Below are 13,349 nucleotides of genomic sequence, written 5' to 3'. Positions count from 1 at the left end.
CATATACTGTACGTCCATGAAATTATTCCTTATCCACCCTCTGCTGAATATTTTGAGTTTTCATCCATGTAAAAAAGGCATGAAGCCACCAGACGAGAATATATACATATGCAAGAATAACGATCACTGCCCAGGCCTGAAATTCCATCAACGAATGAAACAGGTGCTGCAATTCAGTAACTCCTTCTCCCCGACCCATAGAGTTTACGAATGCCAATCCAAAATGCACTGGGGTAATGACCATCATGACGAGAGACAAAAATTTTCTTCTGCCCTGTTTGAAAATATTCATCGCATCGACAAAAGTAGCATAAAAGAGAATGTACATTAAGATAAAAATCCAGACTGGATCATTCGCGCCCATTTTACATACCCCCGCTGATATATTCTATTATTCATTCTTTCGTTAAAGCATAGAACGCTGTGTATATATTAAGCATATACAAACGAAAATTCCTGCCAACCAGCATTTCCGTTCCATTGAGTTACATTTATTATAATCCACCTTACAAATATTGTATATTATTTCTCGGATTTATTTATCAGCATAAAAAAGCAGCCTTCTGCAGGTGACCCCGCTGAAGGCTGCTTTTTTACACATAACAGCTGTTGTTTTGTTTTAGTAAGCTTTATATTATTCCTCTACATAAAGCTCGTACTGAATATGTTCATGCACTTCTTCATCTTCCAGGTGCACCATAATGTGATAGCTTCCGGATTCTTCCGGTGCAAAGGTTTTTTCGTACGTGCCCGGGTCTGTTTCTTCAGCCTCGAGCCATGTCCTCATTTCATCGTGGTGCTGCCAGATTTCCAGACGGACCTCCCCGTCTTCCCAGGCCTCTTCTTCCCAAAAGATGTCCATTGTGATCGTTACTTCTTCCACGCCTACTAAGTTCGCTGGAGTATTCCAGTCGATCGACATACTTTCATGCATCGCTCCATGCGTAAGACTGTGATCTTCGTTGGCAGCAGAAGCATTATTTTCTCCCTGCTCGTGCGTTCCCTCTTCTCCATGTTCATGATTATTTTCTTCATTTCCCCCGTGCTCATGGTCATTCATACTGTTTTCGTGCTCTGTCTCTTCCGCACTTTCCAGTTCTTCTTCCTCCGGATCACCGACAATAATATCGTGCACCGGCATCACGTGCATCCCCCGCGCAGTGGTGTGTGACTGTACATGATAAACGGCTTCCTCTTCAAAGTCATATTGCACGCTGTACCAGCCTTCCTCCCCCGGAAGGTCTGCTTCCAGCATATCGCTCTCTTCTTTGGCACCTGCCTGCCAGATTTCCCATGTCACTTCACTTGCGTCGTCTACGATTTCCTCTCCCTGCGTCACAAGCACACGCAGTTCTGCTTCTTCTCCCGGCTCCAGCGTGTCCGGCGCTTCAATTTCCGCTTCCAGCTGTGCCAGATTAATTTCGTCAACGCCTACTGCACCGCTCTGCTCGTTATTATTTTCCTCTGTTGTGCCGCAGGCTGCCAAGAGCCCGAGAGCAGCAGTTATCATTATTTTTTTCATTCTGATCTTCCTCCAGTTTATCTATAGGTCACGCTGCATCCGCAGCTCATATCCTGTGTCAGTTTGCTTACTGCTTCCTCAAACGAACAAATACTTCCTCCAAAGCCTGCAGCAAACCTTTCAGCATCCATCTGCCGCTGAAATACGAGGGGCTGGGGACTGCAGCAGAATAATGGCAGCTCGCTGTTGATGACAAAAGCTGCATGCTTGGCGTTAATCGTCGTATCAAGCAGAAAATCCCTGCAAAGGATCTGTACAGTATCTTCCCGTTTTTCCGTATAGCGCAGCAGTGCACAATGTGAACAGCATGCTTTTTCCTGGGTATTATCCTTAAAAACCAGCTGTACGGCCAGCCTTCCTCCTGCTGGTTTATGACAGTAGGAACAGCTTTCTTCTGAAGTCTGCTTCTGCCTAAGTGCTGTAATTCCCCGGGAAGTTTTATGAATGTGTCCTGCTTGTTCCAGCTTCTGCACATCGCGGTAAATCGTCATTTCCGATACCTGGCAGATGCGGCTGATGTCAGCCACCTGGACTACTTCGTGTTTTTTTGCCATTTCTATAATAACATTTTGTCTTTCCAGCGGCTTCATTCCGGCCTCATCCTTTCATCTCTTTTCAGTTTACGTAAACGACCGCCGGAAAAAAAGTTCATTTTGTGATAATTTGTTACAAAATGTTGTCTTTTCACACAGAAATACTCCAGCTGAATTATTTTCAATAAAAATTCGTCTTTTTAAAAGAGGAACTGACAATTCTCGTCCCAAGGCTCCTTCTTCCCGTCCATGGATTTATGGTAAGGAATTATTAAATTTTATCAGCGGCAGCTTTTAACAGAACAAAAAGAGACAGCAAAGGAATGACCCATTCGCTGTCTCTTCTGAATCTTTATGCTTTCTGCAGTCAGCTCGCTTTTTTCTCCACGATTTCTGCCTGCTGATAGAAATTCTGGAAATAATCGTTCGTTTCTGCGACAACTACCTTCCAGAGGAGCAGCAGTGCCACCAGGTTCGGAATCATCATCAGTGCATTTGCCATATCTGCAAACGCCCAGACGGTCGCCAGATTCGCTACCGTACCGACTCCGCAGGCTGCAATATATACAAGGCGGTAGCCTGCGATTCCTTTGGCGCCCGCAATATATTCAAAGCATTTTTCCCCGTATACGTACCAGCCGACTATCGTCGAAAAGCCGAAGAAAATAACGGAGAATGCCACGATATACTCCCCGACGACACCAAGAACAGAAGCAAAGGCTGCGCCTGTAAGTGCTCCTCCCTCCAGGCCGGGATCATGCGCGACACCGGAAAGCTCCCCGCCGGAAGGATCCCAGAAGCCGGTGATCAGCAGCGTAATTCCTGTCATCGTACAGACGATAATCGTCACTATAAATGTTCCCGTCATCGCAACGAGTGCCTGCTTTACCGGATGATCAGCACGGGCATTCCCGGCAATCAGTGCCGCTGTACCAAGTCCTGCCTCGTTGGAAAATATTCCGCGGGCAACACCGTTGCGGATCGCTTCAGATACCACGACTCCAAGGAAGCCTCCCGCAGCTGCGACCGGATTGAATGCGTAGTAGAAAATAAGTTCAAATGCCGGCAGGATCATATCCATATTCAATACCAGAATCAGCAGTGCCCCGCCCATGTAAAGAAACGCCATGATCGGCACGAAAAAGCTTGCGACGGAACTGATCCGCTGAATGCCGCCAAAAATAATAATACTGACGAGTCCTACCAGCAGCACCCCTGTCAGCCAATTCGGCATGCCGAAACTTGTACTTGTAACATCTGCAATCGTATTGGACTGCACGCTGTTGCCGATACCGAGTGCAGCAAAGGCACCGAAAACCGCAAAGGCGACTGCGAGCAGTTTATATTTTTTACCCAGTCCTCTTTCTATGTAGTACATTGGTCCGCTGGAATATTCTCCGCGTTCGTTTTTCACTCTGTATTTCACTGCAAGCAGTGCTTCGGCATATTTTGTTGCCATACCGAGCAGTCCGACAATCCACATCCAGAAGATTGCTCCCGGCCCGCCGAGCGTGATCGCTGTGGCGACACCTGCAATATTTCCGTTTCCGATTGTCGCTGCAAGCGCTGTCATAAGTGCTTTAAAATGGCTGACGTCACCTTCTGCCTTGGCATCTGCTTTATCTTCTTTTCCAAATCCGATCTTAAAGGCATAAATGAGCTTTCGAAACTGCAGCCCGCGCAGCACGATGGTTAAAAACAGTCCTGTTCCGAACAGCAAAAGCAGGCTCGGCGGACCCCACAATACGCTGTTAATGCTATCTAACATATCCATGATCACTGGCCTTCCACTCCTATCCTATTTATGTATATTCCCTGATGTCAGCACGTGTGTTATTCTATCATGGCGGAAGCTGTGATAAATTGTGATTGTACACGAAATGAAAACGCTTCCCTTGTGGATTTTCAACAAAGCTTTATTTCACCATGAGAAAGAAGGAGACTGTCCTATATGAATACTGATTCCCCCTTTCACCGTAATTTTGATTCATTAGAAGAATTTGTCGATGCTGTCAGTGACCGGCTGCAGTGTCCGGTAACGCTCGAGGATGCAAACCACCACCTGCTTGCCTACAGCTCGCATCATGACAGTACAGATGAGGCACGTATTTCCACGATTATCAGCCGGCGTGTTCCTGAAAAAGTGATCAATCGCTTTTGGAAAGAAGGGATTATTCCAAAGCTGAATCAAACAGATGAGCCTCTTGTAATAAAACCAATTGAAGACATCGGACTCGGAAACCGGGTCGCCATTTCCATCCGCAGAAAAGAAGAAGTGCTCGGCTACATATGGGTAATTGATTTAGAAGGAAGCCTCACTGAAGAGGATCTCGAGGATTTGACTCTTGCAGCATCCAAAGCAAAAAATCAGCTGCAGCAGCTGAACCGGCTGCGAAAAAATAAAGAAAAGAACCATGGGGAACTGCTTTGGCAGATTGTGACGGGAGAAGCCGGCACCCATAAGGAAATTCAGGCGCAGCTGCGGGAAATCGGCATCACGACAGACCGCTCCCTTGCGGTAGTAAGCTTCCGAACGCAGCACCTGGACGATTCGCTGCGAAAGAAACTGGCATACGCGGCACAGACTTCCCAGAAGGTCGAGATGCTGATTCAAACCTTTGACCACGATACTTCTCTTTTTCTCGTTTCTCCGCGAAAAGAAGGAGATTATGAAAGAGAAGTGCTTGAATTCAGCAGAACGCTGCAGCGGAGAATTCAGGGAGATCTGGATATATGGTCCGGCTGCGGCAGTGCAGTGACCGATTACGGCTCCCTTCCAGCAAGCTATGAGGAAGCAGTCAAAGTAGCAGAATTAAAGCAGCGCTTCCCTGACGAACTGAAGGAAGTGCACTTTTTTCATGAGCTTGGTGTGTTCCGTTATATTGATCTGCTGGAGCGTTCGGGGAAACTGCAGGAGCTTCATGAAAATCCTGCGATTACAAAGCTGAAAAATTATGACCGGGAGCAAAACTCCAGCCTGCTGGAAACACTGGAAGCATTTCTTTACAAAGACGGCAATATGAACGAAACCGCAAAGCTGCTGCACTGCCACGTGAACACGCTGAACTACCGGTTAAAAAGAATTCAGGAAATCAGCGGTGTGAAGCTGAAGGACCCTGTACAGAAGCTGGGACTCTATCTTGATTTAAAGCTGTCGAAACACGTTCGTTAATTTCCACAAAAGAACGCTTACATTTTTGATTTTACGCACAATGCGTTCTCTTATTTTTCGTCTTATACTGAGCCGTAGAACATAATACGGCTAGGAGGGCGAACAAATGATTATTGGAATTCCAGCAGAAATCAAAAACAACGAAAACCGGGTGGCGATGACTCCTGCAGGCGTTGTGACGCTCCAGGAAAAAGGCCATACTGTGCTGATAGAAGCAGGCGCAGGCATTGGCAGCGGCTTTGAAGATGCAGATTATCAAGCAGCTGGTGCAGAAATTATTCACAGTGCAGCGGACGTTTGGGCAAAATCACAAATGATTATGAAGGTAAAAGAACCGCTGGCATCAGAATATGGACATTTCCGCAAAGGGCTTATTCTTTTCACCTACCTGCACCTTGCGGCAGAACCGGCACTGGCAGAAGCTCTTACAGAAAGCGGCGTCATTGCGATTGCCTATGAAACAGTGGAAGTGAACGGCACGCTGCCGCTCCTTACCCCAATGAGTGAAGTGGCAGGACGCATGGCTTCCCAGATCGGTGCCCAGTTCCTTGAGAAACCGAAAAACGGCAAGGGTATCCTTCTTTCCGGCATCCCCGGTGTGAAGCGCGGGAAAGTAACGATTATCGGCGGAGGAGTTGTTGGGACGAATGCGGCAAAAATTGCGATCGGCCTAGGAGCGGACGTGACGATGATCGATTTAAGCGCAGACCGTCTGCGGCAGCTGGATGATCAGTTCGGCAACGATATTCAGACATTAATGTCCAATCCACTTACGATTGCACAGGAAGTAAAAGAATCGGATCTTGTGATCGGAGCGGTGCTCATTCCAGGTGCAAAAGCGCCGAAGCTTGTAACAGAGGAAATGATCCAGTCCATGTCCGACGGTTCGGTCGTCGTAGATGTGGCAATCGATCAGGGCGGAATTATCGAGACAGTGGATCGCATTACTACACACGATGATCCTACCTACACGAAACACGGCGTTGTGCACTATACCGTGGCAAATATGCCTGGTGCCGTACCGCGTACTTCAACGATCGGTCTTACAAATGTTACGCTGCCTTATGCGCTGCAGATTGCAGGTAAAGGAGTGCAGGCAGCAGTTGCTGAAAATCCGGCGCTTGCAAAAGGAGTCAACGTTGCAAACGGCCATGTGACTTATGCAGCGGTAGCACGCGACCTTGGCTATGAGCTCAGCTCGGTCCAGGAAGCAATGACAGAAAACGGGATTCTTGCCTGACGGATATGTTATATTTAAGAGGGCGGCACTTGTGTCGTCCTCTTACTTATGCCCCTGGGAGGAACAGCATCATGAAGACATCCAGTTACAGACCTACAGCTGCGGCCATCTCTACCGCAGCGATTGAATATAATACCCGGGCATTCCGGGATTACATATCTCCTGACAGCACGCTGATGGCTGTTGTGAAAGCAAACGGCTACGGCCACGGCGCCGTTCCCGCTGCAAAAGCAGCGATCCGCGGCGGCGCCACAGCACTCGGCGTTGCAATTATGGACGAAGCGCTCGAATTAAGAAACGCAGGCTTTACAGAGCCTCTGTTAGTAATGGGATATACAGGCGGAGAAGAAGCAATCCGGCAGGCAGCTGCGCATCACATTACGCTTACCGTTTTCTCCGAAGACGTACAGGAGGAAATGCTGCGTCTCGCTCCTGATTTTAAGGAGCCGCTGAAGATCCATCTGAAAGTTGATACAGGCATGGGACGTATCGGAGTGATCACAGAAGAAAAACTGCTGAAGCTCGCTGCCCCGCTCTGGAAGGAGCCGAACATCTATGTAGAAGGCATTTTCACGCACTTTGCCGTGGCAGATCAAGCAGATTCACCTTACACCGACGAACAGTTTGCCCGCTTTCAGGAAATGTATCAGGCGCTGGAGGATGCAGGGATGCCTGCAGCTGTAAAACACTGCTGCAACAGCGCAGGCACGATGCTCCATCCCGATAAACATCTTGATATGGTGCGCGTCGGGATCAGTTTGTATGGCTGCCGGCCGGATCTGGAAATGGAACTTCCCTTCCCGATCAAGCCTGCGATGGAGCTTTCCACCGAGATCGTTTCTCTGCGCCCGCTCACTGCAGGAAGCACTATCAGCTACGGCCGCACACATACGCTTGCGGCGGACCGGCTTGTTGCTACTCTGCCGATTGGCTACGCCGACGGGCTGCCCCGCCTGATATCCAACCGGTTTGATGCCGACGTGAATGGCGCTGCGGCTCCGGTCATCGGCCGTGTCTGCATGGATCAGACAATGATTGATGTTACTGAGATTGAGGCAGGCCTGCATGATAAAGTAACGTTTTCCATCGATAAAATTGCCGATGTGATCGGCACCATCAATTATGAAATTGTCTGCGGCATCAGCCCGCGCGTCCCGCGGCTGTATGACAGGGAATAGTTTTAAAAATGGTTCATCACCACGAAGTGTAGTTGACAAGAAAAAATCGAAATAGAAAAAGATTTTACACAAAATACACTGCTTCTGCAGCCAAAGTGGAAATGGGGCGACTCCGAGGCGAGATTGGCCGAGTCGAAGATCCATTCCGCCCGGAAAGCGTCCCCATGGACACAAAGGCTGCAATTATCAAAGGGATAAAATAACTATCTGTATTTCAACTGCATGTTACGGCGAAGAACCAAAAAAATCCGAAACTCCCTTTTGTTTGGGAGCTCGGATTTTTTGTCTGCTGGATGTCTGGAGAAAATTACCTTTATTCTCTTTTTAACGGTGATGATCTGAACAGCATCGTCATTTTTCTGTTGTTAACGAAGCCTTATGTGATTTTAACAGCAGTATATTTCCAGTAATTCATCGTTAACAGCACCGCCCGTCACCTGGACTTCTTTACAGCTAAAGCTTCACGAGCTCCCGGTTCAATTTTTCTGCTTCATCGTAGTGCAGCCCGTGTCCGCTTTCTTCAAACGGTATAAGCGTAACCTTCGGAATCAGCCGTTCCAGTTCTTCCGCAAAGCCGAATTCGCAGATTTCATCTTTCTTCCCGTGCATTACCACTGTGGGAATCGTAATGTCCGTTACTTCATCGCGCAGATCGGCTTCCCGGAGTTCTTTCGCAGCTGAAATCGTTGCGTGCTTTGACGCCTGCATACTCAGTTCCAGCAGCTCTTCAGAAACTTCCGGCGGTACGTCGGAGGCAAAGAAATTTCCACCGAAATCCTCCATTGCTGATTTTCGGTCTTCCTGTATTGCTTCTATCAGTTCTGTCACTTCATCTTTTTCCATTCCGAGGTCGTAGCCCATTCTTCTCGTAAAACTTGGTGCTGCTGCCCCGAGGAGAATAAGTTTCTTCAGCTGTTCATCTGCATATTTCGTGGCAAAGCGGATCGCTACAGGGCCGCCCATAGAGAAGCCTGCAAGATAGTAATTTTCCAGCTGCAGTGCCTCCACTACTTTTTTAATATCTTTCGCGAACACATTATATGAATACTTCTGCTCCGGCTTGTCAGACTGCCCGTATCCACGGAGGTCCACGCCGATAAAGCGGTAGCCGTTTTCAATCAAGGCTTCTTTCTGGGATTTAAACATTTGATGATTTAACGGCCAGCCGTGAATAAATAGAATCGGCTTTCCTTCCCCGCTGTCTTCTACGTAAATAGAAACATTCTCTTCTACTTCAATTCTGTGTTCCTGCATGCTGTAAAACTCCTTTCCTGTATGGAAAATCATTTTTCAAAAGAGTGCTGATTCCCAGAGAATTTCCGCATGTGTTTACTTGCTGCCTCCCCCCTGAAAACACTCTGGCTTTTCTATTTCCTTTTCGCCAAAAAGAGTAATCGTCATTTACAGGTTTCCTGTATTTTTACACATTAATGGTGTAAATTAAAAGCAGTATCTTCAAAGAAAGGAGGAGGTCCAAGATGCAGGTCGTCTGGCTAAAACGGGATCTTCGATTGCATGATCATCTGCCCCTTACTGCAGCTGTCAGCGAGGGCGGACCGCTGCTTATTCTCTATGTAATGGAACCTGCGGTATGGCAGGCAGGTGACTTATCTGTACGCCACGCCGTTTTTGTAAAAGAAGGATTGGAAGAGCTGCAGACTGCTGTCCGCAAAGGCGGCGGAGAGCTTTTCACAGCTGCCGCTGCTATCGAAGAAGTCCTCGAAGCACTGTATCACACGTGTGGTTCGTTTACACTTTTCACCTATGAAGAATTCGGGCCTCCCCACGTGTATGAACAAACAAAAAAGGTCCGGGAATGGATGAAAAAACACCAGCTGCTCTTCAAAGAATTTTCCCATTATGGGTTTGCTCCGGGATCACTGCAGTCCAAGCACTTTGAAGCGGCATGGGAAGAAAAGATAAATATGCCTCCCATGAAAGAAGTTCTTTCTTTTCCGGCTCCTCCAGAGACTCTCCCGCAGCTTCTAACGAGAAATATTGCCGCGCTGGACAAGCTTTCTCTGCCTGGAGAACGCATCCGCTACGGACAGCAGGGAGGAGAATCTTCTGCTTTAGAAACATTGCACAGCTTTCTGGAGGAGCGCTTCCTCAAATATGAAAAGCATTTACTGGAACCCCTTGCATCCTCTACTTTCAGCAGCAGGCTTTCTGCTTATATTTCCTGGGGCAACATTTCCCTTCGTACAGTGTACCAGGCAGCAATGGAAGTAATAAATTCCCGGGAAACAGAGGAAGAGAAACGTCCCTTAGAGGCTTTTTTGACCCGCTTATACTGGAACAGCTATGCTGTCCAGGCGTTCAAGCAAAATCGTCAAGCTGCGTTCTTCCCTCAAAGCGCAGCTTATGAAAGCACGAGACGCAGCTGGAATGAGGAAGAATATAACCACTGGCTTCAGGGAACCACCGGCATCCCTATGATAGATGCTTCCATGCGCTGTCTTCGCAGAACTGGGTGGATCAACTATCCGGCACGGGCAATGCTTGTTTCTTTTGTAACAAATACACTGCGGCTCGACTGGAAAAAACCGGCGCACGACCTTGCAAAGCTTTTACTCGATTATGAACCCGGTATCCACTACAGTCAAATACATCAGCATGCCTGCACTTCTTTGCAGACGATCCGCTTTCAGGATCCGGTGAGGCAGGGGAAGAAGCACGATCCGGAAGGACGCTTTATCCGGCGGTACATAGAAGAATTAAAAGCAGTGCCGCAAGCTTATATCCATGAACCGTGGAGGGATCCGCACTTTTTTTACAGCAGCTATCCCGGACCAATGACTGATATCCGGAAATCCAATCAGCAGGCAAAAAAAATATACCTGGACGCTGGAAATGGAAGCAAACAGAAAAAAAGCTCCTCCAGGGAAGAAGAGCAGCTTTCACTTTTTGATGAACGTGAAGATTAAATCTATCCACAAATATAACCTGTGGATTCACAGGTTATCCACCAGTAAATAAGTTATCCACAAATTTTATCCACATATACACAGGAGAAATACTTTAACCTTTTGTTCGTATCGCCTTTTAGAAAGCGCTTTCCCATTGATTTACCAAATTTACTTTGTTCGCTTTATAAGCAGGTCCTTATTTCTCCTCCCAAAGCCTGTGGAAAACTGTGTATAACTTTGTGCACAACTTTATGCTGGCTCTTCTATTTGATAGACTGCTTTTTTTCCGCAGAGAAAGCAGGGTTCTTCAGCAGCAGAGGTCTTTTCCATGGCTGGAGGAGGCCCCTCATCTATTAATACTTCCTCGAGACCTTCTTCTACGTGCGCTTCGCAGCTGTAAATCATGTTATTTACTCCTTTGCAGAATTATCCACAGTGGATAATTTATTTTTTCGTTCACTCGTTTTATGTGGATAGTATACCACATCTTTTCTTTCTCAAAACTTTCCGAGAATTGTGGATAACTACAAAAGCCACTTTCGATACCGGCCGGCACGAAAGTGGCTTTTCCTCTGCTGTCACTTATTTATTTTTCCCTGTTAGATTAAAATACCTGTTCCGCGAGTGTCAGCTCTACGGTCTGCTGCTCGCCGTCCCGGTAAAAAACGACTTCTATCGTATCCCCGATGCTTACATCTGTATACAGGAATCTGCGGAGTTCATTCGCATCCTGAATTTCTTCGTCATCCAGCGAAACAATCACATCCGCTTCCTGGAGGCCAGCTTCTGCCGCCGGCGTATTCGGTTCTACAGACTCAATGTAAACCCCGCCTTTGATATCCTCCGGCAGTCCCAAGGTACTTTCCCAGTGGAAAGAAGGAATCTCCTGGAGTGAGCGCAGCGCGATCCCCATCTGTGGACGTTTTACTTCTCCATACTGCTCTAAATCCTCTATTACAGGCAGTGCGAGCTCGGAAGGAATAGCAAAGCCGATGCCCTCTACGAGCTGCTGCGCAATCTTCATCGAATTAATGCCGATCACTTCTCCCTGAATGTTAAGCAGGGCTCCGCCGCTGTTTCCCGGATTGATTGCTGCATCTGTTTGAATTACCTCTGCTTCCCAGTCGGGCTGTCCGTTGCCGCTCAGATCCACAGGGATGCTTCTCTCTACCGCACTGATGATGCCGAGTGTTACAGAGCCTTCAAAGGCAAGCGGATTTCCTATCGCAATAGCAGGCTCTCCTGCCCGCAGATTTTCTGAATCTCCGAAAACTGCCACAGTATCCACGTTTTCAGCATCTATGGTCAGTACTGCCAGATCTGTCAGCACGTCTTCTCCCACAAACTCTGCAGGAATCCGGGAGCCGTCCGTCAGCGTGACATCTACATCTGTCTGCCCAGAACTTGCGCCTTCAATTACGTGCTGGTTTGTGACGACAAAAGCCTGCTCTCCTTCTACTTTATAAATAATTCCGGAGCCAGTGCCTTCTCCTCCTCCTTCAGGGGAGTCAAAAATTCCGCCGCCGCTCTGGTTCATATTCACAATTCCTACTACGGCATCTGATACACTGTCCACCGCTTCTGTCACAGCAGAGGTGGTTTCCAGACTGACCGAATCAATTTCTTCTTCTATTAGTTCTTCTGCATTCTCTATGTTTTCTTCTTCAGCTTCCTCCTGGCCGCCTCCAGACGGACTTACGTCATAGGGAAGGAAACCAAAGGAACTGAGCGCAGGAATGGAAAATACTACAATCAGCGCTCCAAGAACTGCGCCGATAAATCCGTACAGGCCGCTGTGGTTTTTCTCTCTTTTTCTGGACCTCTCCGAATGTTCTCCATCATAATATCCCATAAAAAAACCTCCCCTTGTTAAGAAACTATCGATAGATGCATTCAATATCCCGATACTCTTATTTTAGGAGGAATAAGGTCCGGCGTCTATTTAAATGAATCAACTTCGATAATTTCCCAAATTAACAGGGAGGTCCGTGTTTAGAGCTCGCGGAGCTTGGTAGGAGCAGCGGGATCAGTATCAAATAACCGGAAATGCTCTCCCAGTCCCACTCCTTCTAATTCCAGTGTCTGCTGCACCGTCATTCTGGCAAGATCTTTCATATTATTATCTTTGCTTAAATGGGCAAGATAAATATCTGCTTTTTTCTTACGGACGAGATTTGCAAGCGCCATTCCTGCATCTTCATTGGAAACGTGTCCTTCATCTCCGAGAATTCTCCGCTTTACATTCCATGGATAATGCCCCATCCGGAGCATTCCTACGTCATGATTGGATTCAAAAACCAACGCGTCCGATTCTTCTGCAGCTGCCAGCATTCGATCGCTTACATAACCTGTATCCGTAAGAACGGTTAGTTTTTTTCCGTCGTGCACGAAGGAAAAAAACATCGGATCAGCAGCATCATGGGAAACGACGAAGCTTTCGATATCCAGATCATCAAAGGTCTGAAATGACTCCTGTCCGAAGATGAATTTCTGCGCAGAAGGAACTGCTCCGATATGAGGCGTCATCGCATCCCACGTTTTCTCATTCGCATACACCGGGATATTGTATCTGCGTGCAAGAATTCCCACGCCTTTAATATGGTCGCTGTGTTCATGGCTTACAAGGATGCCGTCCAGCGATTCCGGCGAAAGACGGGCCTCTTTAAAAAGCTGTTCAATTTTTTTTCCTGATAAGCCGGCGTCTATAAGAAAGCGGCGCTTCGGTGTTTCTACATAGATAGCGTTGCCAGTGCTTCCGCTTGCCAGCACGCTGAATTTCAAACTCATGGGGATTC

At 47.5% G+C, this 13,349-nt stretch carries 12 protein-coding genes; 4 read left to right on the top strand and 8 right to left on the bottom strand.

Annotated features, from left to right (window positions below):
- Positions 1 to 22: 22 nt before the first annotated feature.
- From BLP92_RS09820 to BLP92_RS09805, 4 genes are all read right to left on the bottom strand, one after another.
- Complete coding sequence (locus BLP92_RS09820; protein WP_090842782.1) at positions 23 to 364, bottom strand: hypothetical protein; 342 nt, start codon at positions 362 to 364, stop codon at positions 23 to 25.
- Between the two features lie 270 nt (positions 365 to 634).
- Entirely contained in the window at positions 635 to 1,522 is an 888-nt protein-coding gene (locus tag BLP92_RS09815; protein ID WP_090842781.1) for a FixH family protein, read from the bottom strand.
- A 17-nt stretch (positions 1,523 to 1,539) separates the two neighbouring features.
- Positions 1,540 to 2,112 carry a DeoR family transcriptional regulator gene (locus BLP92_RS09810; protein WP_090842780.1) on the bottom strand — a complete coding sequence of 191 codons (573 nt, stop codon included), beginning with the start codon at positions 2,110 to 2,112 and terminating at the stop codon, positions 1,540 to 1,542.
- Between the two features lie 310 nt (positions 2,113 to 2,422).
- Positions 2,423 to 3,829, bottom strand: coding sequence for an alanine/glycine:cation symporter family protein (locus BLP92_RS09805; RefSeq protein ID WP_175444242.1), 1,407 nt, complete (start codon positions 3,827 to 3,829; stop codon positions 2,423 to 2,425).
- Between the two features lie 177 nt (positions 3,830 to 4,006).
- Here BLP92_RS09805 and BLP92_RS09800 point away from each other — a divergent pair, with 177 nt between their 5' ends.
- The 3 genes from BLP92_RS09800 to alr all read left to right on the top strand — a co-directional run bounded on the left by BLP92_RS09800 (position 4,007) and on the right by alr (position 7,645).
- Positions 4,007 to 5,227: a PucR family transcriptional regulator gene (locus BLP92_RS09800; RefSeq protein WP_090842779.1), complete on the top strand. Its 1,221-nt coding sequence runs from the start codon at positions 4,007 to 4,009 to the stop codon at positions 5,225 to 5,227.
- Between the two features lie 106 nt (positions 5,228 to 5,333).
- On the top strand, positions 5,334 to 6,467 hold the full coding sequence (ald, locus tag BLP92_RS09795) for an alanine dehydrogenase (protein ID WP_090842778.1): 1,134 nt from the start codon (positions 5,334 to 5,336) through the stop codon (positions 6,465 to 6,467).
- Positions 6,468 to 6,538: 71 nt separating this feature from the next.
- Positions 6,539 to 7,645, top strand: coding sequence for an alanine racemase (gene alr / locus BLP92_RS09790; RefSeq protein WP_090842777.1), 1,107 nt, complete (start codon positions 6,539 to 6,541; stop codon positions 7,643 to 7,645).
- A 453-nt stretch (positions 7,646 to 8,098) separates the two neighbouring features.
- Here alr and BLP92_RS09785 read toward each other — a convergent pair whose 3' ends face one another.
- The gene (locus BLP92_RS09785) at positions 8,099 to 8,899 is read right to left on the bottom strand and encodes an alpha/beta fold hydrolase (protein WP_090842776.1); all 801 of its coding nucleotides are present in this window, start codon (positions 8,897 to 8,899) and stop codon (positions 8,099 to 8,101) included.
- A 224-nt stretch (positions 8,900 to 9,123) separates the two neighbouring features.
- On the opposite strand from BLP92_RS09785, the gene BLP92_RS09780 reads away from it, so the two are divergent.
- Positions 9,124 to 10,572 (top strand): FAD-binding domain-containing protein, encoded by a 1,449-nt coding sequence (locus tag BLP92_RS09780; RefSeq protein ID WP_090842775.1) that lies wholly within the window; start codon positions 9,124 to 9,126, stop codon positions 10,570 to 10,572.
- A 231-nt stretch (positions 10,573 to 10,803) separates the two neighbouring features.
- Here BLP92_RS09780 and BLP92_RS09775 read toward each other — a convergent pair whose 3' ends face one another.
- The 3 genes from BLP92_RS09775 to BLP92_RS09765 form a co-directional block, all read right to left on the bottom strand.
- Positions 10,804 to 10,959, bottom strand: a complete 156-nt coding sequence (locus BLP92_RS09775; RefSeq protein WP_090842774.1) for a CxxH/CxxC protein — start codon at positions 10,957 to 10,959, stop codon at positions 10,804 to 10,806.
- Positions 10,960 to 11,158: 199 nt separating this feature from the next.
- Positions 11,159 to 12,406, bottom strand: coding sequence for a S1C family serine protease (locus tag BLP92_RS09770; RefSeq protein WP_090842773.1), 1,248 nt, complete (start codon positions 12,404 to 12,406; stop codon positions 11,159 to 11,161).
- A 140-nt stretch (positions 12,407 to 12,546) separates the two neighbouring features.
- Positions 12,547 to 13,341, bottom strand: coding sequence for an MBL fold metallo-hydrolase (locus tag BLP92_RS09765; RefSeq protein WP_090842772.1), 795 nt, complete (start codon positions 13,339 to 13,341; stop codon positions 12,547 to 12,549).
- Positions 13,342 to 13,349: the final 8 nt, after the last annotated feature.

It is taken from the genome of Alkalicoccus daliensis (assembly GCF_900103955.1).
GTDB lineage: Bacteria > Bacillota > Bacilli > Bacillales > Salisediminibacteriaceae > Alkalicoccus > Alkalicoccus daliensis.
This window is presented reverse-complemented; position numbering and strand designations above follow the sequence as displayed.

Bases quoted from the DNA above. Each gene is read 5' to 3' on its own strand.
- BLP92_RS09820 (WP_090842782.1), bottom strand. From the start codon at position 364: ATGGGCGCGAATGATCCAGTCTGGATTTTTATCTTAATGTACATTCTC.
- BLP92_RS09815 (WP_090842781.1), bottom strand. From the start codon at position 1,522: ATGAAAAAAATAATGATAACTGCTGCTCTCGGGCTCTTGGCAGCCTGC.
- BLP92_RS09810 (WP_090842780.1), bottom strand. From the start codon at position 2,112: ATGAAGCCGCTGGAAAGACAAAATGTTATTATAGAAATGGCAAAAAAA.
- BLP92_RS09805 (WP_175444242.1), bottom strand. From the start codon at position 3,829: ATGGATATGTTAGATAGCATTAACAGCGTATTGTGGGGTCCGCCGAGC.
- BLP92_RS09800 (WP_090842779.1), top strand. From the start codon at position 4,007: ATGAATACTGATTCCCCCTTTCACCGTAATTTTGATTCATTAGAAGAA.
- ald (WP_090842778.1), top strand. From the start codon at position 5,334: ATGATTATTGGAATTCCAGCAGAAATCAAAAACAACGAAAACCGGGTG.
- alr (WP_090842777.1), top strand. From the start codon at position 6,539: ATGAAGACATCCAGTTACAGACCTACAGCTGCGGCCATCTCTACCGCA.
- BLP92_RS09785 (WP_090842776.1), bottom strand. From the start codon at position 8,899: ATGCAGGAACACAGAATTGAAGTAGAAGAGAATGTTTCTATTTACGTA.
- BLP92_RS09780 (WP_090842775.1), top strand. From the start codon at position 9,124: ATGCAGGTCGTCTGGCTAAAACGGGATCTTCGATTGCATGATCATCTG.
- BLP92_RS09775 (WP_090842774.1), bottom strand. From the start codon at position 10,959: ATGATTTACAGCTGCGAAGCGCACGTAGAAGAAGGTCTCGAGGAAGTA.
- BLP92_RS09770 (WP_090842773.1), bottom strand. From the start codon at position 12,406: ATGGGATATTATGATGGAGAACATTCGGAGAGGTCCAGAAAAAGAGAG.
- BLP92_RS09765 (WP_090842772.1), bottom strand. From the start codon at position 13,341: ATGAGTTTGAAATTCAGCGTGCTGGCAAGCGGAAGCACTGGCAACGCT.